Here is a 21,667-nt window from a genome sequence, read left to right on the forward strand (position 1 = left end):
AAGGAACGATCTTTGTCGTTGAGAGAACAGTGCTCGTTCCCTCAAAACTGAACGAAACGAAAGCGCGATTTGTTCATGGTGGGCCGTTAGAGGCCTTCGCTTTTCGTACTGTCTAGCTCCGGCCGCCATCGGCTCGCGACGCTTCGGTCCTGCTGCGGCGGCGACAGCCTCCTCGCAGGCCCTCCAGCGCGTTTCGCCGATAGGCGGGCGGCCTTCGCTTTTCGTACTGTCTAGCTCCAGCGCCTGGCTCTCTTCTGCCAAATCACCTTCCCCCTCGGGGTGCAAGCACCCCTGCGGGTGAAGAACATTTGGCTTCGAGAGCCGATCGCGGCGCTTCCGCTTTTCGTCCTTAGAAAGGAGGTGATCCAGCCGCACCTTCCGGTACGGCTACCTTGTTACGACTTCACCCCAATCACTTGCCCCACCTTCGGCGGCTGGCTCCCGTCAGGGTTACCTCACCGACTTCAGGTGTTGCAAGCTCTCGTGGTGTGACGGGCGGTGTGTACAAGGCCCGGGAACGTATTCACCGCGGCATGCTGATCCGCGATTACTAGCGATTCCGGCTTCATGCAGGCGAGTTGCAGCCTGCAATCCGAACTGAGAGCGGCTTTTTGGGATTCGCTCCCCCTCGCGGGTTCGCAGCCCTTTGTACCGCCCATTGTAGCACGTGTGTAGCCCAGGTCATAAGGGGCATGATGATTTGACGTCATCCCCACCTTCCTCCGACTTTTAGCCGGCAGTCCCTCTAGAGTGCCCAACTGAATGCTGGCAACGAGAGGCAAGGGTTGCGCTCGTTGCGGGACTTAACCCAACATCTCACGACACGAGCTGACGACAACCATGCACCACCTGTCACCCTGTCCCCCGAAGGGGGAACGCCCAATCTCTTGGGTTGTCAGGGGATGTCAAGACCTGGTAAGGTTCTTCGCGTTGCTTCGAATTAAACCACATGCTCCACCGCTTGTGCGGGCCCCCGTCAATTCCTTTGAGTTTCAGCCTTGCGGCCGTACTCCCCAGGCGGAGTGCTTATCGCGTTAGCTGCAGCACTAAAGGGTGTGACCCCTCTAACACTTAGCACTCATCGTTTACGGCGTGGACTACCAGGGTATCTAATCCTGTTTGCTCCCCACGCTTTCGCGCCTCAGCGTCAGTTGCAGGCCAGAGAGCCGCCTTCGCCACTGGTGTTCCTCCACATCTCTACGCATTTCACCGCTACACGTGGAATTCCGCTCTCCTCTCCTGCACTCAAGTCCCCCAGTTTCCAATGACCCTCCACGGTTGAGCCGTGGGCTTTCACATCAGACTTAAGGAACCGCCTGCGCGCGCTTTACGCCCAATAATTCCGGACAACGCTCGCCCCCTACGTATTACCGCGGCTGCTGGCACGTAGTTAGCCGGGGCTTTCTCGTGAGGTACCGTCACCGCGCCGCCTTGTTCAAACGGCGCTCCTTCGTCCCTCACAACAGAGCTTTACGACCCGAAGGCCTTCTTCGCTCACGCGGCGTCGCTCCGTCAGACTTTCGTCCATTGCGGAAGATTCCCTACTGCTGCCTCCCGTAGGAGTCTGGGCCGTGTCTCAGTCCCAGTGTGGCCGGTCACCCTCTCAGGCCGGCTACGCATCGTCGCCTTGGTGAGCCGTTACCTCACCAACTAGCTAATGCGCCGCGGGCCCATCCGCAAGTGACAGCCAAAGGCCGCCTTTCAACCAAAGACCATGCGGTCTTCGGTGTTATCCGGTATTAGCTCCGGTTTCCCGGAGTTATCCCGGTCTTGCGGGCAGGTTGCCCACGTGTTACTCACCCGTCCGCCGCTAACCAAACAAGAGCAAGCTCTCATTCGGTCCGCTCGACTTGCATGTATTAGGCACGCCGCCAGCGTTCGTCCTGAGCCAGGATCAAACTCTCCAATAGAAAGTTGATTGGCTTGCGCTTCGTTTCGTTCAGTTTTCAAGGAGCGAGATCAATCGTGCAATCTTGCGCCAAGGAGCTCGGTTTTGCTAAGTTCACTCGCACACGCACGTTGCGCTTTACTCTCACAAGAAACAGTCCAAACAACCTGTCTCTTGCAAGCAACTTCTTTAGATTAACACAAAGTGTTTTCGATGTCAATGGTTTTTTGTTTGCAATCTTTTTGACTGCTCATCGCTGTCGAACAGCCAGTCTGATTAGCGACGGTTATTAATATAACACTGTAAAATAAAAAATGCAATACATTTTTCATCTGAGATCGCAAGGAAATGATAGGATAGCGTTCCACCTCCATCCTCAGTTTTCTTCCTTGCCTCCATTGCTGCAAAGGGCATGGCAAATATGTTTCATAACGATGATGGCTGACTGCATAAGATGTACATAGGACAACTGTTTAAAGGGGGATGGACGCCTTGTTTTATGCGCTGAATGGGCGAACGTTGAAAAAAGCTCTCATTATTATTTGTTCCGCCTTTTTTACCGCTGTCGTTCTATACGCTTATGAGGTGAACCGTCCGGTTTTTTCGCTTTCCTCCGGACCAAAAGCGGTATACAAAGTGGACAATGACCGTGACGAGGTGGCGTTGACGTTTGACATTAGCTGGGGAGATGAAAATGCAGACAAAATTTTAGACGTCTTAAAGCAGCATGGGATTAAAAACGCAACCTTTTTTTTATCAGCTTCCTGGGCCGAACGCCATCCGACTGTTGTGAAACGGATCAAGGAAGAAGGACATGAAATTGGCAGCATGGGATATAATTTTGTCAACTACACAGAACTTGAGAACGCCAAAATCCGCCAAGATTTAATGATGGCGGAAAAAGTATTTGATACATTGGGAGTTAAAAATGTCGAACTGTTGCGCCCACCAGGGGGGAATTTTAATAAAAACGTACTCAAAATTGCGGAGTCTCTCGGCTATACTGTTGTGCATTGGAGCATCGACTCGAAAGACTGGCTGAACCCTGGAACAGAGCAAATTGTAGCAAACGTTACGAACGATTTAGAGCCCGGGGATATTGTGCTTCTTCATGCCTCCGATTCGGCGAAACAAACCGCAAAAGCGTTGCCGAAAATTATTGCGGCGATGAAAGAAAACGGCTATAAAAACGCCAGTCTTTCCGAATTGTTAGCGAACGGTGAGGCTGAGAGCAAGGGGGTTGATTAAAGCCGGGCGGGCTTTATGCCGCTCGAAAAAGCGAAACCCGCTCCACGGATGTTGAACGGTCACGCTGCGGGCGGCCGCAAGATGATGTTTCTACACATTGAATCTTCTCCCCCACTTCCGCTCGCCTCAGACTGGGAATGGAGACTTCCCAGCGGGGGTGAACGCCCTTCCGCCACGCTCACGCTAGGAAGTGGGGGCTCAGTTCGAGAGGGTAAAAAAGAACAGGCGGCGCCTTACTCCCACTTATTGTTTCGCGCCGCCTGTCAACTTATGCAGTATAAGAAGCTGGTACGCATTGCATACTAACAGTGGAATTAACATCAAATATAGCCAATCTTGGTCATTGATGCGCAAAACCGGGAACCATTCAACGACTGTCACGACGACCATAAAGAATAAAGCTGGGACGAAAGCTCCTTTATTCGTTTGCACACTCTTGGCATAGGCAACGGCCAATCCGACCACCAAAACAAACAAAGCGATCAGTATATACGGAATCATCGACTCTCCGTTTGCTGCAAACGCCGTGTAACGAAAGTACACTAAATCGAACAGAACAAACATGATCAAAACAAGCTGCACCGCATTCCATAGCGAGCGGAAAATACCAAGCCCGAAGCGGTGAACGGTCAAATACGCAAAAAACCCTGCTTGGCTAATGACGCTAAAAATAAAACCAACGCCAATATGCCATAGCAACACGGCCATAAATTCGACAATCTCCAAACGCAGAAGAAGATGGCCAAACTCTTTCCAGTTCAAAACCATACCGACAGCTGCTGCAGTCATCCCCCCGATCAGCAGCGTAGTTAAAAATAAGCGCACCCATTTGCGGCTGTTCACAGTTTGCTTCATCCTCCATCATTTCATCATAATCCGCTTAACATTTTACCAGTGCCCTCCTGAAAAAGCCAGCTTCCGCTCGGCCAAATGCATATTTTTTTCGTCAACATTCATATTAAAGGTGAGGGATTTTTGCAGAAAGGAGCTTATTTTTATGAACAAGTGCATACCGCTCCTCTTGCTCAGTTTTCTCATTCTTAGCTCTTGTGCTCCTCAAGAAATCAGCCCCCCTCCTCCGGATTATGAGCAAACAAAAAAGATGGTCGTCGACATTTTAAAAACGGACGAGGGGAAAAAGGCGATTCAAGATATTATGTCGGAAGACCAAATGAAGCAGCAGCTCGTTATGGATCAAGCGGCTGTCAAAGAGACACTGCAGCAAGTGTTGACATCTGATCAAGGAAAGAAATTTTGGGAAAATGCGTTAAAAGACCCGAAGTTTGCGGAAAGCTTCGCTAAAGGGCTGCAAAAAGAACACGAAAAAATGATGAAAGCGCTCATGAAAGATCCCGAATACCAAGAAATGATGATCGACATCCTAAAAGATCCCGAAATGGAAAAAGCGATGATCGATGTATTAAAAAGCAAAGAGTTCCGCCAACATTTGCAAAAGGTAATCACAGAAACGTTAAATAGTCCGCTGTATCAGGCAAAAATTCAAGATATGCTAACCAAAGCGGCAGAAACGCTCCAACAAGGCGGAGGAAAACAAGGAGAGGAAGGCGGAGAAGGGGAAGAAGGGGGAGGCGGCAACCAACAAGGTGGAGGCGGGTAATCAAACAAAAAGCGTCCGTGTGCCAAAAGCCGTCAACGCTCGAAGGAACGAGCGCGGGCGACTCAGGGCCATCGGACGCTTTGCTGTTTCAGCTGATTAGTATTTCGCAGCCACTTTACGAGCGATATCCATATAAATTTTCCCGATTGGATGATCTTCCGCATAGACGGATGGGGCGAAGTCGTCGTCATTCCAATCCGGCTGCTGAAGCGGCAGCTGCCCTAGCAGTTCTGTTTGCAGCTCTTTTGCCAACTTTTCCCCGCCGCCTTTGCCAAAGACGTATTCCCGTTCGCCTGTTTTCCTGCTTTCGTAATACGACATATTTTCGATGACACCGATGATCTCGTGCTCGGTGCGCAGCGCCATGGCTCCGGCGCGGGCAGCGACAAACGCGGCGGTCGGATGCGGGGTTGTGACGATAATTTCCTTGCATGACGGCAGAAGCGTATGTACGTCTAGGGCAACATCGCCTGTCCCCGGCGGCAGGTCAAGCAGTAGATAGTCTAAATCGCCCCACTCGACTTCTTTAAAAAAGTTGTTGAGCATTTTCCCCAGCATCGGTCCGCGCCAAATAACTGGGGCGTTGTCCTCGACGAAAAAGGCCATCGAAATGACTTTTACCCCAAACCGTTCCACAGGGATAATCTTATCGCCCCTTACTGTCGGGCGCTCGGTGATCCCCATCATGTCGGGTACGCTAAATCCGTAAATATCGGCGTCGATCAACCCGACTTTTTTGCCAAGACGAGCGAGCGCAACCGCCAAATTGACAGAGACGGTCGATTTCCCGACTCCGCCCTTGCCGCTGGCGATGGCGATATACGTCGTTCCTTGCTTATTCTTGCTATATTCCTCAACGACTTCTCGCGGCAGTTCGGCAAACCGCAGTCCGACAGAGGCGGCGCCTGCGTCTTTCAGCTGCTGGACGATCGCCGTTTGCACGCGGAGCTGGTCAGGCGTACCGATTTTCGCGAGCGCGATTTTTACGCTGACATGGTTCTTTTCTTCCTTGATTTTAATTTCTTGAATCGCGTTCGTTTCCTTAAACGTTTTGTTTAGAAATGGATCTTTCATCCTTTCCAAAATGGCCCGCACTTCGTTTTCCGTCAGCATCGTATTCACCAACCCTTTTCAAATCAATGACTGTTTCTATAATTGACTATACCATAAACTGCTGGGAAATCGCCATGTTCAGCCTCCTTTCCCACTTACTTATAGTGGGAATAGGGATTTCCGCTTCCCTTTGGTAAAGAGCATGTTTAGCCGCCACTGTCCTCCTCACAAAAAACCCCCGCTATTCGCGAGGCGTGGGTTCGTTGGAAAAGTAGCGCAATACCCCTTTGTAAATGGAGGCGGCGAGCTGCGTCTGATAATGGTCAGAGGCGAGCAATTCCCGCTCGTCCGGGTTCGATAAAAATCCGACCTCAACAAGCGCGCCAGGTTTTTTCGCATGTTTCAGCAAATAGACCGTGTCAATCATTTTCGCCACCCGGTGGGTGTTTTCCAAGTTGCGCCGCAACTCAGCCTGGATAAATTTCGCCAGCCGCTCGTTTTCGATGAACGAGCCATAATAAAACGTCTGCGCTCCCCGCCAACGTGGGGATGGGATGGCGTTTAAATGAATGCTGATAAATAGATCGGCATTCGACTTGTTAATGAATGCCGTTCGTTCATGCAAGTCCTCCGTTTTCCGCCGGCTGTAGCCGCGCGTTGACGGACTGGCCAAGTCGCGGTCCGTCTCCCGCGTCATTAGGACGAGCGCCCCTTGCTGCTGCAAGTAATCGCGCAATTTTTTCGCCACGTTGAGCGCGATTTCCTTTTCTAGCACCTCGCCGCCAACAGCGCCGCCGTCCGGTCCGCCGTGGCCGGGGTCTAACACGATGATTCTCCCCGATAGCGGGAGATTCCAAGGTTTTGTCGATGTAAGATCAGAAAATAAAGATGGAAATAGCAAAAAACCGGTGATGGTGACGGCAGCGAAAGCGACCAGCCACTTCCACTTCTTTTTCATCGTTTCTCCTCCCGCGCGTTTCCCTTCTCTATCTTATATGGGACAAGGCGCGGGAATAGAACTGATTTAATGAAGTTTTAACCGATGCCGTTTTTTTCCTCGTTCAAATCCTTCTGTCCACCAGCTGCCGATATATTGCTCACATGCATAGTAAAGCGACTCGCCTCGGATGTCATCCTCGATATTTCCCCAAAAGCAAAGAAAGTCAAACAGCGTATCGACCAAATATTTCTCCTCTTGGGCGCAGCGCTGGCGCACGCTGTCGGCCGGTTCCCCGTAATAGCCGAACCGGCTGTAATGGGCGCCAAGCAAGTACGCTTCAATGGCCAAGTCAATGCAGCCTTCCTCGACAACAGACGGGAAAATTCGATACATATGGTAGAAAGGGGAAAAATGTTCAAGCACTTTGGCCCGCAATTTCTCGAGCGATAATTCCCGCAACATTTTTCGCTCATACCGAAGCTGCTTTTCCTGCCTTTTCTCCACCAATGAAGTGATGACTGCCATCGTTTTTCACGCTCCTCTACGATGTAGTGTTTAACGATCAGACGCAAACATACGCGCGGACGAAAGGCAGAAATAAGCAAAAAGCCCAGCCAAATTGGCTGGGCTGGAGCAGACGGATATGATTAACGTTTCGAGAACTGCGGAGCGCGGCGGGCGCCTTTGAGTCCATATTTTTTCCGCTCTTTGACACGGGCATCGCGCGTCAGCAAACCAGCGCGCTTCAATACCGCGCGGAATTCCGGATCCACTTCAAGCAGCGCGCGGGCGATGCCGTGGCGAATGGCGCCAGCTTGGCCAGCAAATCCGCCGCCTTGGACGTTTACTAAAACGTCATAGCTACCGAGCGTTTCCGTCAAAACGAGCGGCTGTTTTACCATTTCGATGAGCGCTTCCGACGGAATGTACTCACGAATGTCTTGTTTATTGACGATGATGCGTCCATCGCCCGGGACGAGGCGGACGCGGGCAACTGAGCTTTTGCGACGACCTGTACCGTAATATTGTACTTGTGCCAAAATAAATACCCTCCCTTGTCAATTATCCGCGAAGTTCGTATACTTCCGGTTTTTGCGCTTGATGCGGATGCTCGCTTCCGCGGTAAACGTGCAGTTTTTTGAACATTTGACGGCCAAGGCTGCCTTTTGGAAGCATGCCGCGCACCGCCCGTTCAATCATTTGTTCCGGATAGTTCGTGCGCATTTCGAGCGCTGTTCTTACTTTCAGACCGCCTGGATATAAGCTGTGGCGATAGTACAATTTTTTCGTTAATTTTTTCCCTGTCAGTTCGACTTTGTCCGCATTGATGACGATCACGTGATCCCCGCAGTCGACGTGTGGAGTGAACGTCGGTTTATGCTTGCCGCGCAACAGCGCCGCTACTTCGCTAGCTAAACGGCCTAACGTTTTGCCAGCTGCGTCGACAACGTACCATTTACGCTCTACTTCATTTGGTTTCGCCATGTAAGTCGTACGCAATGTAGTTCCCTCCTAAAAGAAAAATGAACAAGTAAGTGGATTGTTTATTTCAACACGATTGCTGTCCGGGGCTAATCGTGGAAAATACATGCCATATGATATGATAGCTTGCCGGCGCGCCAATGTCAAGAAAATGTTACACGAGGATTCGTTGTCATGCCTCCACTTGCAGAAGCGGGAGTTTCCCGTTTCACCTTTAAGGGCAGTGCGCACCAGATTCTTCTTCCATCCATTTCAAACAGACGCTTGGCCTCCTTCCCATGCAAAGCGAGAGGAAACACCCGCATCCGCGATGCTTGAGGCGCTTTTGGCTAATCGATGTGAAAAAACGGCAGCTCCTCTATTTATGATCGAAACTTTCACGGTCATAGTACACATGCCATAAGTACAGCCCTTCGGCTGGTGCGGTTGGGCCGGCGAGCCGCCGGTCTTTCGCCGCAAGCAGCGACTTGATGTCGGCAGGGGGCCGCTTCCCTTGACCGACCTCAAGCACCGTGCCGACGATGATGCGGACCATATTGTATAAAAAGCCGGTGCCGATAAAACGAAATTGAAGCATTGGACCGTCCGCTTCAATTTCGGCTTGGTAAATGGTGCGCACACGGTCCTCAATCGCTGTTTTGGCCGAACAAAAGCTCGTAAAATCGTGTGTCCCCTTCAGCAAGCCGAGCGCCTCATTCATGGCGTCTATGTGAAGCGGATACGGGTGCCATGCGCAATAATAGCGGCGAAATACGTCGCGTTCGGCCGCGGTCCATACGTTATAGCGATACTCTTTCGCTTTGGCGGAAAAACGGGCATGAAATGTGCGGTCTGCCTCGTCCACCGAGCGGACGGCGATATCGTCCGGAAGCTGGGCGTTTAACGCCTTTTTCCACTGCTCAGGGGAAAGAGCGAGCGGCGTATCGAAATGAATGACTTGCCCGTAGGCGTGAACGCCGGCGTCCGTCCTCCCCGAAGCTGCGGCCCGCACGTCATCCCCTTTATGCATCCGCTTGAGCACTCCCTCGAGCTCGCCTTGCACCGTCCGTTTTCCCGGCTGAACTTGATAGCCGGAAAAATCCGTGCCATCATACGCTATCACGCATTTCATCCGTCGTGTCATAACAGTCCTCCGCTATGAGCGTAATAGAAAGAGCAATACAGCCAATAGCGCAGTGGCGGCTAAAAAAGCGGTGTCCAACGGCTTCCAGACGAGCTGGCGAAATTTCGTCCGTCCTTCCCCGCCGCGATAGCCGCGCGCTTCCATGGCTGTCGCCAGCTCGTCGGCCCGTTTAAACGAGCTGATAAACAGCGGCACAAGCAGCGAGACGATCGCTTTCACCCGTTCGGAAAAACGGCCGCCGGAAAAGTCGACGCCGCGCGCTGCCTGCGCCTTCATAATTTTTTCCGCTTCTTCCATGAGCGTCGGAATAAAGCGAAGCGAAATCGCCATCATTAAGGCGAGCTCATGCACGGGCACGCGCATTTTTTTGAGCGGCTCGAGCAAGCTTTCCACACCATCAGTCACTTCAATCGGCGTTGTCGTCAGCGTCAGCATCGTCGTCATGAGCACGAGCAGCAAAAACCGCAACGAAATAAAGATCCCTTGCCGAATGCCGTCTTCATGAATGGAAAGGGCGCCGATCCGGTAAACAACGTCCCCTTCTTTCGTCATAAATACATGCAATAACATCGTAAACAAAACGACCCATAAAATCGGCTTTAAGCCGCGCATAATGAACGAAAGCGGGATGCGCGACAGCGCCGCAAAAACGAACGTAAACAACGACAGCACCGCATAGGTTGCCACATTGTTCGCCAAAAAAACGATGAGGACGTAGGCAAACACGATCAGCAACTTCGCGCGTGGATCTAAACGGTGAACCAGCGAATGGCCGGGCACATATTGCCCGATAATCAAATGATTAGTCATGGACGCTCACCTTAGAAAACAATTGGCGGATGGCGTCAACCGTCTGTTCGATCGTTAAGCATGGCGACGGAATGGTGACGCCAAACCGTTTTTCTAGCTCCTGCTTCAACTTGACCGTTTCCGGTACGCTTAAGCCGATAGCGGCAAGCCGCTCGGCGTCACGAAAAATCTGTTCCGGCGTCCCTTGTCCCCATACGGTTCCTTCGTGCATGACGACGATTTCATCCGCGTATTGGGCGGCATCTTCCATACTGTGGGTGACGAGCACGGTCGTGAGCTGTTTTTCACGATGGAGACGATAAAACATCTCCATGATTTCTTTGCGACCACGAGGATCAAGCCCAGCGGTCGGCTCATCAAGCACGATCACTTCCGGCTCAAGCGCCAGCACGCCGGCAATAGCGACGCGCCGCATTTGTCCGCCGCTTAAGTCAAACGGCGATTTAGCCAGCACGTCCTCGCTAAGCCCGACAAGCTTGATCAGTTCCTTTGCCTTTCGTTTCGCTTCTTCCTCGGGCACGCCGAAGTTGAGCGGACCAAAGCAAATATCTTTCTCAACCGTTTCTTCGAACAGTTGATGTTCTGGGAACTGAAACACAATCCCGACTTTTTTGCGCAACGGTTTGAGCTGCTTTGGCCGCCGGGTGCCGGTAATCGTCTCTTGGCCGATCTTCACCGTACCGCTTGTCGGCTGCAACAAGCCATTTAAGTGCTGAAGGAGCGTCGATTTCCCCGAGCCGGTATGGCCAACAATGGCGACATACATCCCGCCCGCAATGGCTACATTCACGTCATATAGCGCGCGGCGGGCAAACGGCGAACGCGCATTGTACACATACTCTACTTTTTCGAATACAATGTCCATAGCTCCTCGACCAACTCCTCCGTCGTGAAGTATCCCTCCCGCAGCGGGATGCCTTGTTCCCGCAAGCGGCCGCCCATTTTCACGGCAAACGGCAGATCAAGCCCGATGCGCTCAAGCTTGCCTCCAAGCCGGAAAACGTGCTCCGGCACCCCTTCTGCCACGACTTCTCCTTTGTTCATGACGATCATGCGGTCCGCTTTCGCCGCTTCTTCGAGATCGTGCGTGATCGATACGACCGTGATGCGCCGCTGGCGGTTTAGGCGGCGCACCGTATCAAGCACTTCTTCCCTTCCGCGCGGATCGAGCATCGATGTCGCCTCGTCCAAAATGATCATATCAGGGCGAAGCGCCAAAATGCCGGCGATGGCAACGCGCTGCTTTTGCCCGCCGGAAAGCCGGTGCGGCTCGTGCTCGAGAAACGACTCCATATGCACTTGACGGACAGCTTCATGGATGCGCTCGACCATTTCATCGCGCGGGATGCCGTTGTTCTCGAGGGCAAAGGCGATATCGTCTTCGACGGTCGTCCCAACAAATTGGTTATCTGGATTTTGGAACACCATGCCGACACGGCGGCGTACATCCCAAACGGTCGTTTCATCAAGGAGGCGCCCGAACAGGCGAATGGCGCCCCGCTCCGGCCGAAGCAGACCGATCAACAGCCGGGCGATGGTCGACTTGCCCGATCCGTTATGGCCGACAATCGCCAGCCACTCTCCGCGCTCGGCTTGGAAGCTCACGTTTTGCACCGCATACTCCGATTGGTTCGGATAACGGAAATACACTCCTTCGATCGAAAGGATCGGTTCGGCCATAATGGTTTCTCCTCGCCTCGTCACATTCTCAACTATACTTTTCTAAATGATGGTAAACAAAAAAGGGCATAGATCCAGTTCAAAAGAAACTGTCTCGCCCTTGTTGAAATAAAACCGTTACACGAGTTCGATAATGACCATCGGCGCCCCGTCACCGCGGCGAGGACCAAGTTTCATAATGCGCGTATAGCCGCCTTGGCGATCTTGATAGCGCGGCGCAATGTCGCTGAACAACTTTTGCAGCGCATCTTGGCCGGTTTCGCTATTGGCGACTTCCTTGCGAATAAACGCCGCTGCTTGGCGGCGGGCATGCAAATCGCCGCGTTTGCCGAGCGTGATCATTTTTTCAATGACCGAGCGCAATTCTTTTGCCCGTGCCTCAGTCGTTTCGATGCGTTCGTTGATGATTAAGTCCGTTGCTAAATCGCGAAGCAATGCTTTTCGTTGAGAAGTCGTGCGTCCTAATTTTCTGTACGACATCGAATGTCCCTCCCTTGTAAAATAATGTGTTCCTCATTGCCGTCATAATCGGTTGACGCCCAACGCGAAATCTATGCTAACGCGCGTTTCCACCCCGCCGGCGGAGACTGGTGCTTAATCGTCTTTACGCAAGCTAAGCCCCAGCTCGGACAGCTTCGCCTTCACTTCTTCAAGCGATTTGCGGCCGAGATTGCGCACTTTCATCATATCTTCTTCCGTTTTTTGCGTCAGCTCCTGAACGGTGTTGATGCCGGCACGTTTCAAGCAGTTGTAGGAACGGACAGAAAGATCGAGTTCCTCGATCGTCATTTCGAGCACTTTTTCTTTTTGGTCGTCCTCTTTCTCTACCATGATCTCGGCATTTTGTGCTTCATCCGTCAGGCCGACAAAAATGTTCAAGTGCTCGGTTAAAATTTTCGCCCCAAGGGAAATGGCCTCTTTCGGCCCGATGCTTCCGTCGGTCCACACGTCAATCGTCAATTTGTCATAGTCTGTCACCTGACCGACCCGCGTGTTCTCGACTTGATAGGAAACTCGGGAGACCGGCGTATAAATGGAGTCGATCGGAATCACGCCGATTGGCTGGTCTTCGCGCTTGTTCGCCTCAGCCGGGACATACCCCCGCCCCCGTCTAGCGGTCATGCGCATGCGCAGGCGACCGCCTTCCGCCAGCGTAGCAATATGAAGGTCCGGGTTTAAAATTTCTACATCGCTGTCGTGAGTAATATCGGCAGCCGTGACAACTCCTTCACCCTGCACATCGATTTCCAACGTTTTCTCTTCGTCTGAGTAAATTTTCAACGCTAGCTTTTTAACATTCAAAATGATGGCTGTCACATCCTCGACGACGCCCTCAATCGTTGAAAACTCGTGCAGTACACCGTCGATTTGCACCGATGTCACAGCCGCACCAGGGAGTGAAGACAATAGGATACGACGTAAGGAGTTCCCTAAGGTTGTACCATATCCACGCTCAAGCGGTTCGACTACGAATTTGCCGTATTTGGCATCTTCGCTCAGTTCGACCGTTTCAATTTTCGGCTTTTCAATTTCAATCATCGATTATTATACCCTCCTTCAAAACGTCGAGACCCCGACCAAACGGTACACGCCTAATAACATTCCCCCATGAATCTATATCTACGCTTGCCGGCGGACGAAGCCGGCTTCCCTGTCATGGTCTTTATCATATCCCATTATTGACAATGGTTCAAATTCTATACAGAGGCGTTACACGCGGCGACGTTTTGGCGGACGGCATCCATTGTGCGGGATTGGAGTGACGTCTTTGATCGCCGTAATTTCCAATCCGGCTGCTTGCAACGCACGGATCGCTGCCTCACGGCCAGCCCCAGGGCCTTTCACGTTCACTTCGACCGTTTTCATGCCATGTTCCATCGACGCTTTCGCCGCTGCCTCTGCGGCCATTTGCGCTGCAAATGGCGTCGATTTGCGCGAACCTTTGAATCCTAATGCGCCAGCGCTCGACCAAGCAATGGCGTTGCCATGAACGTCCGTAATCGTTACGATCGTGTTGTTGAAAGTCGAACGAATATGGGCAATGCCCGTATCAATATTTTTTCTTACGCGGCGTTTGCGAGTGTTTGTTCTGCGTGCCATTCGTCAAATGACCTCCTTTGCGTGATTATTTTTTCTTGTTCGCTACCGTACGGCGCGGGCCTTTGCGCGTGCGGGCATTGTTTTTCGTGTTTTGACCGCGAACCGGCAACCCGCGGCGATGACGCAGGCCGCGATAGCAGCCGATTTCCATTAACCGCTTAATGTTTAACGATACTTCACGGCGCAGATCGCCTTCCACTTTCAAGCGGCCGACGATTTCACGAATGCGGCCAAGCTCCTCTTCCGTTAAATCGCGAACGCGTGTATCCTCCGATACGCCTGCTTCTTTTAAGATTTTTTGCGCAGTCGGTTTGCCGATCCCATAAATGTATGTTAACGAAATGACTACTCGTTTATCGCGCGGAATGTCGACACCTGCAATACGTGCCATATTGTACACCTCCTTGGAAATTACCCTTGACGTTGTTTATGTTTCGGATTTTCACAAATGACCATTACTTTGCCGCGTCTGCGAATGACTTTACATTTTTCGCAAATCGGTTTGACAGATGGTCTCACTTTCATGTTGTTTACCTCCCTATTAAACGGAGTGCATTCTTTATTTATATCGATACGTAATCCGTCCACGCGTCAAATCATACGGCGACAACTCGACCGTCACTTTATCGCCAGGCAAAATGCGGATGAAGTGCATGCGGATTTTGCCGGACACATGGGCCAACACCGTGTGCCCATTTTCTAATTCTACACGAAACATCGCATTTGGCAATGTTTCAATGACGGTGCCTTCCACTTCAATTACATCGTCTTTCGCCATCGAGCGGCTCTCCCTCCTTCGAATGAGTAACATTGTGTTACGCAAAACCGAACGGACATAAGGCGGGCGATATCTACATCAGCTCCTCATGGCCGTTGCCACGGCACTCGGAGCTGTTAAGAAACGGTTAAAATTTCATAGCCATGCTCCGTAATAACAATCGTATGTTCGAAATGGGCACACCGTTTTCCGTCCACCGTGACGACAGTCCAATCGTCAGCCAATGTTTTCACGTAACGGCTGCCCGCATTGACCATCGGTTCGATGCATAAGGTCATCCCCGGCCGCAAAATCGGTCCTTTGTTCGGTGGACCGTAATGAGGGATTTGCGGGTCTTCATGTAAGTGTTGACCAATTCCGTGCCCGACATACTCGCGGACGACGGAAAAATGGTGCGCTTCGACGTACGCTTGAATCGCATGGGAAATGTTCGTCAAACGGACGCCTGGTTTCGCCTCTGCGAGTCCAACATACAACGATTGTTCCGTCACGTCAAGCAGCCGCTTTGTCTCGGCGTCGATCTCCCCAACCGGATACGTCCAGGCTGAGTCAGCATGATACCCTTCATACTGAGCCCCTACATCAACCGTAATAATGTCGCCCTCAAGCAACATGCGATCGCCGGGAATTCCGTGCACGAGTTCCTCATTCACCGAGGCGCAAATGCTCCCCGGAAACCCTTGATATCCTTTAAACGACGGAATGGCGCCATGGGAACGAATCACTTCCTCCGCAATGGCGTCCAGTTCCTTTGTCGTTACCCCGGGGCGAATATGCTTTCTCAGCTCTTCTAAGGTAAGGGAAACGATTTTTCCCGCCTCGCGCATCAGAGCAATTTCATGCGCGGTCTTATAAATGATCATCGAGCGAGTCCCCCGAGCAATTCGCGAATGTCCGCAAATACTTTTTCCATTTCTTGTTCGCCGTTAATGTGGCGCAAATAGCCTTTTTGCTCGTAGAAATCGAGCAATGGCTTCATTTGTTTCGTGTTGACTTCTAACCGGTTAGCCACCGTCTCTTCATTATCGTCAGCGCGCTGGTACAGCTCGCCTCCGCATTTGTCGCATACGCCCGGCTGAGCCGGTGGGTGAAAGACAAGATGGTATGTCGCTCCGCAGTTGCGGCAAATTCGTCTGCCTGTGAGGCGCTCCATTAACACGTCTTGGCGAACATCGATATGGATGACATAGTCAAGCTTGCGGCCGATTTCAGCCAGCATCGTTTCCAGTGCCTCCGCTTGGGCGACCGTGCGCGGAAACCCGTCAAGCAAAAAGCCGTTTTGGCAATCATCTTTGCTCAACCGTTCACGGACGATGCCGATCGTCACCTCATCCGGAACAAGGTCGCCGCGGTCTATATATTGTTTCGCCTGCAATCCTAACGGTGTCCCTTCTTTGATCGCCGCCCGAAACATATCCCCGGTTGAAATGTGCGGAATTCCATACGTTTCTACAATCTTCTCGGCTTGCGTGCCTTTGCCGGCACCTGGCAGCCCCATCAGCACTAAATTCATCCTAACTCCCCCTACCGGCAAGAACTGGCCACTCTTGCCTTCTTTATTTGATGAATCCTCGGTAATGGCGTTTTACCAGCTGGCTCTCAAGCTGTTTCATCGTCTCAAGAGCCACGCCGACAACGATGAGCAAGCTCGTACCGCCGATTTGTGCGGAAGGCGGCAAGTTCGCAAAGTTCACAAAGAACACGGGCAGCACGGCAATGACCGCTAAAAAGAGCGAACCGACCAACGTCAATCGGTATAAAATTTGCGTGACATACTCTTGCGTATTTTTTCCAGGGCGGATGCCTGGGATATAGCCGCCTTGCTTCTTCAAGTTATCGGCCATCTGTTCGGGGTTGACTTGAACAAACGCGTAAAAGTACGTGAACGCGATAATAAGCACGACATAGATCGTCATGCCAATCGGATGAGTATAGTCAAACGTTCGGCGAATCCACAATGTTACGTCATTCGTGCCAAAAAACGATGCAATCGTCGGTGGTGCAATTAAAAACGATACGGCGAAAATGACCGGAATGACCCCGGCTGGATTCACTTTGAGCGGCAAGTGGGTTGAATGACCGCCGACCGGGTTTCGGCCTTCAAGCCGCTTTGCATATTGAATCGGTATTTTCCGGAACGCCTGCTGAATGTAAATAACGCCAACAATAACAGCAACCACTGCCAGCGCTACGAGCAGCAGCCGGACAATGCGCAAAAACAAGTCTTCTCCGACATTTTCAAATTGTTGGGCGTAAATTTGGTTCAAGATCGTCGGAATGCCGGAAACGATCCCCGCAAAAATAATGATCGAAATCCCGTTCCCGACGCCTTTGGCGGTGATCTGTTCGCCAAGCCACATTAAAAAGGCTGTGCCAGCGGTCAAGACAACCGCGATCAACAAATACGTGCCAATGCCCGGATTTTGAATGAGCATCCCGCCGGCCAAATTGTTGAAGCCGTAGGACATGCCGAGCGCCTGGATAAATCCAAGCACAATCGTAAAATAGCGGGTAAACTGAGCTAATTTACGCCGGCCCATCTCGCCTTGCTTCGACCATTCCGTGAATTTCGGAACGACGTCCATTTGCAGCAGCTGGACGATAATGGATGCCGTAATGTAGGGCATAACCCCCATGGCAAAAATCGAAAAGTTTTGCAGCGCCCCGCCGCCAAAAATGTTCAGGACGCCGAACGCATTTAATTCATCTTGCAGTTTTAATACATCGGTGTTCACGCTCGGAACAGGGATGAATGTTCCGATGCGGAACACGATGAGCATAAGAAGAGTGAAAATGATTTTGTTTCGAATATCACTGACGCGCATAAAGTTGGAGATTGTCCGAAACATTAAATCACCTCAGTTTTACCGCCAGCCGCCTCAATGGCTTCTTTCGCCGATGCCGAGAACTTATGCGCTTTGACCGTTAACTTTTTCTCGATTTGGCCTTTGCCTAAAATTTTCACGCCCGACTTCAGCTTGCTGATCACACCTGTTTCAAGCAGCAATTCCGGTGTAACTTCCGTGCCGTCTTCAAAAATGTTCAGTTTATCTAAGTTGACTACCGCGTATTCTTTTCGGTTGATGTTCGTGAACCCGCGTTTCGGCAGGCGGCGGAACAAAGGCGTTTGGCCCCCTTCAAAACCAAGGCGAACCCCTCCGCCGGAGCGGGCTTTTTGACCTTTATGGCCGCGGCCAGACGTTTTGCCGTTGCCCGAACCGATCCCGCGGCCGACACGGACAGCTTTCTTCCGGGAACCCGGCGCTGGTTGCAATTCATGAAGTTTCATGGCGAAGCACCTCCTTATGATCCCATTTATTCTTCGATTTCTTTTACTTTCACAAGGTGAGCGACTTTATTAATCATCCCACGGATGGCAGGATTGTCATTATGAACGACCGTTTGATGCATTTTCCGCAAGCCGAGTGTCTTTACGGTAATGCGTTGGTCTTCCGGACGGCCAATCACGCTGCGCGTGAGGGTAATCGCCAATTTTTTTGCCATGATCGTTCCCTCCTTATCCTAACAGTTCCTCGACTGTTTTGCCGCGCAATTTTGCTACGTCTTCGGCGCGTTTTAATTGCTTTAATCCATCGAACGTTGCGCGCACCATGTTGATTGGCGTGTTCGAACCGATCGATTTCGACAAAATGTCGCTGATGCCCGCCAGCTCCAATACCGCGCGAGCCGGACCACCGGCGATAACCCCGGTACCTTCGGAAGCCGGTTTTAAAATGATTTCCCCAGCACCAAAATGGCCGACCACTTCATGCGGAATCGTCGTGCCAACGATCGGCACTTCCATTAAGTTTTTCTTCGCATCTTCAATCGCCTTGCGGATCGCTTCCGGAACTTCTTGCGCTTTCCCTGTGCCAAATCCGACATGGCCGTTCTTATCGCCGACGACGACTAAAGCCGAAAAGCGCAGGCGACGTCCGCCTTTCACGACTTTTGCTACACGGTTTACCGCGACTACACGCTCTTCCAATTCAAGTTTGTTTGGATCGATACGACGCATCGTTGTCCCTCCTTTAATTAGAATTCCAAGCCGACTTCGCGGGCGGCATCCGCTAATGCTTTAACCCGTCCATGATACAAATACCCGCCACGGTCGAACACGACTTGTTTAATGCCTTTTTCTAACGCCCGTTTGGCGACAAGCTCGCCGACTTTTTTCGCCGCATCAATGTTGTTTGTCGAATCTAAGCCGAACTCTTTATCCAATGTTGAGGCGCTGACAATCGTTGCCGATTTCGTATCGTCGATAATTTGCGCGTAAATATGTTTGTTCGAACGGAACACGCTCAACCGCGGACGTTCAGCCGTGCCGACGATTTTTTTGCGGATGCGCGCGTGTCTTTTTTTACGGACCGCGTTTCGGTCAACTTTCGTGATCATCGAATGTCACTCCTTTCGCTTCGCTATGCCGCGTTATTTACCAGTTTTGCCTTCTTTTAAGCGCACAAGTTCGCCTTCGTAGCGAATGCCTTTGCCTTTATACGGCTCCGGCGGACGTACGGCGCGAATGTTGGCTGCCAGTTCGCCGACGCGTTGCTTGTCTGCCCCTTTGACGATGATTTTCGTCGCTGCAGGCACTTCAATTTCGAGCCCCTCTTCCGGTTCAATTTCTACCGGGTGGGAGTAACCGACGCTTAATACAAGTTTTTTCCCTTGTTTCGATGCACGGTATCCGACACCGACGAGCTCAAGTGCTTTTTCATAGCCTTTCGAAACGCCTTCGACCATGTTAGCGAGCAAGCTGCGCGTCGTGCCATGGAGCGCGCGATGTTGCTTCTCATCGCTTGGGCGTGTAACGGTGATCACATTGTCTTCAACGTTGATCGTAATATCCGGGTGGAACGTGCGGGTTAATTCCCCTTTCGGCCCTTTGACCGTAACCGTATTGCCGTTCACCGTGACAGTGACACCGGCAGGAATTTCAATTGGTTTTTTGCCGACACGTGACATGTCAAAAACACCTCCATTCTTGAGCGAATAAATTACCAAACGTAGGCGATTACTTCGCCGCCCGTGCCTTTTTGACGAGCTTCTTTATCCGTTAAAATGCCTTGCGACGTCGAGAGAATGGCGATCCCTAAGCCGTTTAAGACGCGCGGCACTTCGTGGGCTTTGACGTACACGCGCAGCCCCGGTTTGCTGATGCGTTTCAGCCCGGTAATGACGCGTTCGTTGTTCGGACCGTATTTCAAGAAAATGCGGAGAATCCCTTGTTTGTTGTCTTCGATATATTCCACATCACGAATAAACCCTTCGCGCTTTAAAATCTCGGCGATTTCCCGCTTGATTTTCGAAGCCGGGACTTCGAGTTTTTCGTGACGCACCATGTTCGCATTGCGGATGCGAGTCAGCATATCAGCAATTGGATCTGTCATCACCATTTTGTTTTACCTCCTTCCCAATCAATGGGTTGATTACCAGCTGGCTTTTTTAATGCCTGGAAGTTGACCTTTATATGCGAGTTCACGGAAACAAATACGGCAAAGTTTAAATTTGCGGTAAACCGAATGCGGGCGGCCGCAGCGCTCGCAGCGGGTGTACGCTCTCACTTTAAACTTTGGCGTCCGTTTTTGTTTCGCGATCATCGATTTTTTAGCCACGATTTCGCCTCCCTTGTGTTATGGGATCATTATTTTTGGAATGGCATGCCGAGCAACGTTAACAGTTCATGCGCTTCTTCATCCGTGTTGGCCGTCGTGACGATCACGATATCCATGCCGCGCACTTTGTTGACTTTATCGTAGTCGATCTCTGGGAAAATGAGCTGCTCTTTAATGCCGAGCGTATAGTTGCCGCGCCCGTCAAACGCCTTTTTCGATACGCCGCGGAAGTCGCGCACGCGCGGAAGCGAGACCGAGATCAATTTGTCGAGAAATTCATACATCCGTTCGCCGCGCAATGTGACTTTCGCGCCGATCGGCATTCCTTGACGGAGGCGGAAGCCGGCGATTGATTTTTTCGCGCGCGTCACAACCGGGCGTTGGCCAGCGATCAATGTCAACTCTTCTACGGCGCTGTCTAATGCTTTCGGGTTTTGTACCGCATCGCCGACACCCATGTTAATGACGATCTTTTCGATTTTCGGAACTTGCATGATCGATTTATAGTTGAACTTGCTCATGAGAGCAGGCACGACTTCTTTTAGATATTTCTCTTTCAGGCGGTTCATAAAGGTACCTCCTTTCTTGCATCACGGTTATTTATCTAAAATCTCTCCGGATTTTTTCGCATAGCGCACTTTTTTGCCGTCGACAATTTTGTAGCCGATACGCGTCGGCGCACCTGTTTTCGGATCTAACGGCATCACTTTGGAAACGTGGATCGGCGCTTCTTTTTCAATAATGCCGCCTTGCGGATTTGCTTGCGACGGTTTCGCGTGCTTTTTCACGATGTTGACACCTTCAACGATGACGCGGTTTTTCTTCGGAAATGCCGCTAGGATGACGCCTTGTTTGCCTTTGTCTTTGCCGGAGATTACTTGCACTTTATCACCTTTTTTTACATGCATCGCATTCGCACCTCCTTGAAACGTGATTCCGTTCCATTAAATAACTTCCGGAGCTAAAGAAATGATTTTCATGAAGTCTTTATCGCGCAATTCGCGGGCAACCGGCCCAAAAATACGCGTGCCGCGCGGGCTTTTGTCATCACGAATAATGACGCAGGCGTTTTCGTCAAAACGGATGTACGAACCATCTGGACGGCGTACCCCGCGCTTCGTGCGGACGACAACCGCTTTAACGACTTGACCTTTTTTAACAACGCCACCTGGCGTCGCATCTTTAACCGTAGCTACAACGACATCGCCGATGTTCGCGTAGCGGCGGCCCGAACCTCCGAGCACTTTAATGACAAGCACTTCGCGTGCGCCAGAGTTATCAGCTACTTTTAAGCGAGATTCTTGTTGAATCATCGACGAAACCTCCTTT

31 protein-coding genes and 1 rRNA gene are annotated in these 21,667 nt (G+C 51.4%); 2 read left to right on the top strand and 30 right to left on the bottom strand.

Going from position 1 to position 21,667, the window contains the following annotated elements:
- Positions 1-353: 353 nt before the first annotated feature.
- Positions 354-1,910 (bottom strand): 16S ribosomal RNA (locus tag IC803_RS16310).
- Positions 1,911-2,371: 461 nt separating this feature from the next.
- Here IC803_RS16310 and pdaB point away from each other — a divergent pair.
- Positions 2,372-3,136, top strand: coding sequence for a polysaccharide deacetylase family sporulation protein PdaB (gene pdaB, locus IC803_RS16315; RefSeq protein WP_190304229.1), 765 nt, complete (start codon positions 2,372-2,374; stop codon positions 3,134-3,136).
- A gap of 243 nt (positions 3,137-3,379) precedes the next feature.
- On the opposite strand, the gene IC803_RS16320 is transcribed toward pdaB, so the two are convergent.
- A complete protein-coding gene (locus tag IC803_RS16320) occupies positions 3,380-3,979 on the bottom strand; it encodes a KinB-signaling pathway activation protein (protein ID WP_081210689.1) in 600 nt (199 codons plus the stop codon).
- 154 nt (positions 3,980-4,133) lie between these two features.
- Here IC803_RS16320 and gerD point away from each other — a divergent pair, with 154 nt between their 5' ends.
- Positions 4,134-4,754, top strand: coding sequence for a spore germination lipoprotein GerD (gene gerD / locus IC803_RS16325; RefSeq protein WP_081210683.1), 621 nt, complete (start codon positions 4,134-4,136; stop codon positions 4,752-4,754).
- Between the two features lie 96 nt (positions 4,755-4,850).
- Here gerD and IC803_RS16330 read toward each other — a convergent pair whose 3' ends face one another.
- The 28 genes from IC803_RS16330 to rplN form a co-directional block, all read right to left on the bottom strand.
- Positions 4,851-5,867: an Mrp/NBP35 family ATP-binding protein gene (locus IC803_RS16330; protein WP_081210681.1), complete on the bottom strand. Its 1,017-nt coding sequence runs from the start codon at positions 5,865-5,867 to the stop codon at positions 4,851-4,853.
- Between the two features lie 181 nt (positions 5,868-6,048).
- Complete coding sequence (cwlD, locus tag IC803_RS16335; protein ID WP_081210679.1) at positions 6,049-6,765, bottom strand: N-acetylmuramoyl-L-alanine amidase CwlD; 717 nt, start codon at positions 6,763-6,765, stop codon at positions 6,049-6,051.
- Positions 6,766-6,831: 66 nt separating this feature from the next.
- Positions 6,832-7,272 (bottom strand): YbaK family protein, encoded by a 441-nt coding sequence (locus IC803_RS16340; RefSeq protein ID WP_081210677.1) that lies wholly within the window; start codon positions 7,270-7,272, stop codon positions 6,832-6,834.
- Positions 7,273-7,394: 122 nt separating this feature from the next.
- Positions 7,395-7,787, bottom strand: a complete 393-nt coding sequence (gene rpsI / locus IC803_RS16345) for a 30S ribosomal protein S9 (RefSeq protein ID WP_020958388.1) — start codon at positions 7,785-7,787, stop codon at positions 7,395-7,397.
- Positions 7,788-7,809: 22 nt separating this feature from the next.
- A complete protein-coding gene (gene rplM, locus IC803_RS16350) occupies positions 7,810-8,247 on the bottom strand; it encodes a 50S ribosomal protein L13 (RefSeq protein ID WP_011229651.1) in 438 nt (145 codons plus the stop codon).
- 340 nt (positions 8,248-8,587) lie between these two features.
- A complete protein-coding gene (gene truA / locus IC803_RS16355; protein WP_081210675.1) occupies positions 8,588-9,352 on the bottom strand; it encodes a tRNA pseudouridine(38-40) synthase TruA in 765 nt (254 codons plus the stop codon).
- 12 nt (positions 9,353-9,364) lie between these two features.
- Positions 9,365-10,162: an energy-coupling factor transporter transmembrane component T family protein gene (locus IC803_RS16360; protein WP_081210673.1), complete on the bottom strand. Its 798-nt coding sequence runs from the start codon at positions 10,160-10,162 to the stop codon at positions 9,365-9,367.
- On the bottom strand, positions 10,155-11,027 hold the full coding sequence (locus IC803_RS16365; RefSeq protein WP_081210671.1) for an energy-coupling factor ABC transporter ATP-binding protein: 873 nt from the start codon (positions 11,025-11,027) through the stop codon (positions 10,155-10,157). Before IC803_RS16365 ends, IC803_RS16360 begins: the two co-directional genes overlap by 8 nt.
- Positions 11,003-11,842, bottom strand: a complete 840-nt coding sequence (locus IC803_RS16370) for an energy-coupling factor ABC transporter ATP-binding protein (protein ID WP_081210669.1) — start codon at positions 11,840-11,842, stop codon at positions 11,003-11,005. Before IC803_RS16370 ends, IC803_RS16365 begins: the two co-directional genes overlap by 25 nt.
- Before the next feature lie 117 nt (positions 11,843-11,959).
- Positions 11,960-12,322: a 50S ribosomal protein L17 gene (gene rplQ / locus IC803_RS16375; protein WP_033008689.1), complete on the bottom strand. Its 363-nt coding sequence runs from the start codon at positions 12,320-12,322 to the stop codon at positions 11,960-11,962.
- Between the two features lie 114 nt (positions 12,323-12,436).
- Entirely contained in the window at positions 12,437-13,381 is a 945-nt protein-coding gene (locus IC803_RS16380) for a DNA-directed RNA polymerase subunit alpha (protein WP_081210667.1), read from the bottom strand.
- A gap of 171 nt (positions 13,382-13,552) precedes the next feature.
- The gene (gene rpsK / locus IC803_RS16385; protein ID WP_008881919.1) at positions 13,553-13,942 is read right to left on the bottom strand and encodes a 30S ribosomal protein S11; all 390 of its coding nucleotides are present in this window, start codon (positions 13,940-13,942) and stop codon (positions 13,553-13,555) included.
- Positions 13,943-13,967: 25 nt separating this feature from the next.
- A complete protein-coding gene (gene rpsM / locus IC803_RS16390) occupies positions 13,968-14,333 on the bottom strand; it encodes a 30S ribosomal protein S13 (protein ID WP_008881920.1) in 366 nt (121 codons plus the stop codon).
- 20 nt (positions 14,334-14,353) lie between these two features.
- A complete protein-coding gene (gene rpmJ, locus IC803_RS16395; RefSeq protein WP_003247619.1) occupies positions 14,354-14,467 on the bottom strand; it encodes a 50S ribosomal protein L36 in 114 nt (37 codons plus the stop codon).
- A 34-nt stretch (positions 14,468-14,501) separates the two neighbouring features.
- Positions 14,502-14,720 carry a translation initiation factor IF-1 gene (infA, locus tag IC803_RS16400; RefSeq protein WP_008881922.1) on the bottom strand — a complete coding sequence of 73 codons (219 nt, stop codon included), beginning with the start codon at positions 14,718-14,720 and terminating at the stop codon, positions 14,502-14,504.
- A gap of 116 nt (positions 14,721-14,836) precedes the next feature.
- Positions 14,837-15,583 carry a type I methionyl aminopeptidase gene (map, locus tag IC803_RS16405; RefSeq protein ID WP_081210665.1) on the bottom strand — a complete coding sequence of 249 codons (747 nt, stop codon included), beginning with the start codon at positions 15,581-15,583 and terminating at the stop codon, positions 14,837-14,839.
- Entirely contained in the window at positions 15,580-16,233 is a 654-nt protein-coding gene (locus IC803_RS16410) for an adenylate kinase (RefSeq protein WP_081210663.1), read from the bottom strand. The genes map and IC803_RS16410 overlap by 4 nt, the downstream gene beginning before the upstream one ends.
- Before the next feature lie 43 nt (positions 16,234-16,276).
- Entirely contained in the window at positions 16,277-17,569 is a 1,293-nt protein-coding gene (secY, locus tag IC803_RS16415) for a preprotein translocase subunit SecY (protein ID WP_081210661.1), read from the bottom strand.
- A complete protein-coding gene (rplO, locus tag IC803_RS16420) occupies positions 17,569-18,009 on the bottom strand; it encodes a 50S ribosomal protein L15 (RefSeq protein ID WP_063166980.1) in 441 nt (146 codons plus the stop codon). Before rplO ends, secY begins: the two co-directional genes overlap by 1 nt.
- Before the next feature lie 26 nt (positions 18,010-18,035).
- A complete protein-coding gene (gene rpmD / locus IC803_RS16425; RefSeq protein ID WP_063166981.1) occupies positions 18,036-18,224 on the bottom strand; it encodes a 50S ribosomal protein L30 in 189 nt (62 codons plus the stop codon).
- 13 nt (positions 18,225-18,237) lie between these two features.
- Positions 18,238-18,738 (bottom strand): 30S ribosomal protein S5, encoded by a 501-nt coding sequence (rpsE, locus tag IC803_RS16430; RefSeq protein ID WP_081210659.1) that lies wholly within the window; start codon positions 18,736-18,738, stop codon positions 18,238-18,240.
- A 17-nt stretch (positions 18,739-18,755) separates the two neighbouring features.
- Complete coding sequence (gene rplR, locus IC803_RS16435; protein WP_081210657.1) at positions 18,756-19,118, bottom strand: 50S ribosomal protein L18; 363 nt, start codon at positions 19,116-19,118, stop codon at positions 18,756-18,758.
- 33 nt (positions 19,119-19,151) lie between these two features.
- Entirely contained in the window at positions 19,152-19,688 is a 537-nt protein-coding gene (rplF, locus tag IC803_RS16440; RefSeq protein WP_081210655.1) for a 50S ribosomal protein L6, read from the bottom strand.
- A 32-nt stretch (positions 19,689-19,720) separates the two neighbouring features.
- Positions 19,721-20,119: a 30S ribosomal protein S8 gene (gene rpsH, locus IC803_RS16445; protein ID WP_008881931.1), complete on the bottom strand. Its 399-nt coding sequence runs from the start codon at positions 20,117-20,119 to the stop codon at positions 19,721-19,723.
- Positions 20,120-20,152: 33 nt separating this feature from the next.
- Positions 20,153-20,338, bottom strand: coding sequence for a type Z 30S ribosomal protein S14 (locus IC803_RS16450; RefSeq protein ID WP_003247599.1), 186 nt, complete (start codon positions 20,336-20,338; stop codon positions 20,153-20,155).
- Between the two features lie 29 nt (positions 20,339-20,367).
- A complete protein-coding gene (rplE, locus tag IC803_RS16455) occupies positions 20,368-20,907 on the bottom strand; it encodes a 50S ribosomal protein L5 (RefSeq protein ID WP_081210653.1) in 540 nt (179 codons plus the stop codon).
- Between the two features lie 27 nt (positions 20,908-20,934).
- A complete protein-coding gene (rplX, locus tag IC803_RS16460; RefSeq protein ID WP_063166986.1) occupies positions 20,935-21,246 on the bottom strand; it encodes a 50S ribosomal protein L24 in 312 nt (103 codons plus the stop codon).
- Between the two features lie 36 nt (positions 21,247-21,282).
- Positions 21,283-21,651 (bottom strand): 50S ribosomal protein L14, encoded by a 369-nt coding sequence (gene rplN, locus IC803_RS16465; protein WP_011229630.1) that lies wholly within the window; start codon positions 21,649-21,651, stop codon positions 21,283-21,285.
- Between the last annotated feature and the right edge of the window lie 16 nt (positions 21,652-21,667).

It is taken from the genome of Geobacillus sp. 46C-IIa (assembly GCF_014679505.1).
GTDB lineage: Bacteria > Bacillota > Bacilli > Bacillales > Anoxybacillaceae > Geobacillus.

Excerpts from the sequence above, each read along its gene's own strand:
- IC803_RS16365 (WP_081210671.1), bottom strand. The coding sequence starts at position 11,027 with ATGGACATTGTATTCGAAAAAGTAGAGTATGTGTACAATGCGCGTTCG.
- rpsE (WP_081210659.1), bottom strand. The coding sequence starts at position 18,738 with ATGCGTCGTATCGATCCAAACAAACTTGAATTGGAAGAGCGTGTAGTC.
- IC803_RS16330 (WP_081210681.1), bottom strand. The coding sequence starts at position 5,867 with ATGCTGACGGAAAACGAAGTGCGGGCCATTTTGGAAAGGATGAAAGAT.
- truA (WP_081210675.1), bottom strand. The coding sequence starts at position 9,352 with ATGACACGACGGATGAAATGCGTGATAGCGTATGATGGCACGGATTTT.
- rplO (WP_063166980.1), bottom strand. The coding sequence starts at position 18,009 with ATGAAACTTCATGAATTGCAACCAGCGCCGGGTTCCCGGAAGAAAGCT.
- IC803_RS16370 (WP_081210669.1), bottom strand. The coding sequence starts at position 11,842 with ATGGCCGAACCGATCCTTTCGATCGAAGGAGTGTATTTCCGTTATCCG.
- gerD (WP_081210683.1), top strand. The coding sequence starts at position 4,134 with ATGAACAAGTGCATACCGCTCCTCTTGCTCAGTTTTCTCATTCTTAGC.
- rpmD (WP_063166981.1), bottom strand. The coding sequence starts at position 18,224 with ATGGCAAAAAAATTGGCGATTACCCTCACGCGCAGCGTGATTGGCCGT.
- infA (WP_008881922.1), bottom strand. The coding sequence starts at position 14,720 with ATGGCGAAAGACGATGTAATTGAAGTGGAAGGCACCGTCATTGAAACA.
- pdaB (WP_190304229.1), top strand. The coding sequence starts at position 2,372 with ATGGACGCCTTGTTTTATGCGCTGAATGGGCGAACGTTGAAAAAAGCT.
- rplE (WP_081210653.1), bottom strand. The coding sequence starts at position 20,907 with ATGAACCGCCTGAAAGAGAAATATCTAAAAGAAGTCGTGCCTGCTCTC.
- rpsK (WP_008881919.1), bottom strand. The coding sequence starts at position 13,942 with ATGGCACGCAGAACAAACACTCGCAAACGCCGCGTAAGAAAAAATATT.
- secY (WP_081210661.1), bottom strand. The coding sequence starts at position 17,569 with ATGTTTCGGACAATCTCCAACTTTATGCGCGTCAGTGATATTCGAAAC.
- rplQ (WP_033008689.1), bottom strand. The coding sequence starts at position 12,322 with ATGTCGTACAGAAAATTAGGACGCACGACTTCTCAACGAAAAGCATTG.
- rplN (WP_011229630.1), bottom strand. The coding sequence starts at position 21,651 with ATGATTCAACAAGAATCTCGCTTAAAAGTAGCTGATAACTCTGGCGCA.
- IC803_RS16380 (WP_081210667.1), bottom strand. The coding sequence starts at position 13,381 with ATGATTGAAATTGAAAAGCCGAAAATTGAAACGGTCGAACTGAGCGAA.
- IC803_RS16360 (WP_081210673.1), bottom strand. The coding sequence starts at position 10,162 with ATGACTAATCATTTGATTATCGGGCAATATGTGCCCGGCCATTCGCTG.
- rplX (WP_063166986.1), bottom strand. The coding sequence starts at position 21,246 with ATGCATGTAAAAAAAGGTGATAAAGTGCAAGTAATCTCCGGCAAAGAC.
- rplR (WP_081210657.1), bottom strand. The coding sequence starts at position 19,118 with ATGATCACGAAAGTTGACCGAAACGCGGTCCGTAAAAAAAGACACGCG.
- rpsH (WP_008881931.1), bottom strand. The coding sequence starts at position 20,119 with ATGGTGATGACAGATCCAATTGCTGATATGCTGACTCGCATCCGCAAT.
- IC803_RS16410 (WP_081210663.1), bottom strand. The coding sequence starts at position 16,233 with ATGAATTTAGTGCTGATGGGGCTGCCAGGTGCCGGCAAAGGCACGCAA.
- rpsM (WP_008881920.1), bottom strand. The coding sequence starts at position 14,333 with ATGGCACGTATTGCAGGTGTCGACATTCCGCGCGATAAACGAGTAGTC.
- cwlD (WP_081210679.1), bottom strand. The coding sequence starts at position 6,765 with ATGAAAAAGAAGTGGAAGTGGCTGGTCGCTTTCGCTGCCGTCACCATC.
- rpmJ (WP_003247619.1), bottom strand. The coding sequence starts at position 14,467 with ATGAAAGTGAGACCATCTGTCAAACCGATTTGCGAAAAATGTAAAGTC.
- IC803_RS16340 (WP_081210677.1), bottom strand. The coding sequence starts at position 7,272 with ATGGCAGTCATCACTTCATTGGTGGAGAAAAGGCAGGAAAAGCAGCTT.
- map (WP_081210665.1), bottom strand. The coding sequence starts at position 15,583 with ATGATCATTTATAAGACCGCGCATGAAATTGCTCTGATGCGCGAGGCG.
- rplF (WP_081210655.1), bottom strand. The coding sequence starts at position 19,688 with ATGTCACGTGTCGGCAAAAAACCAATTGAAATTCCTGCCGGTGTCACT.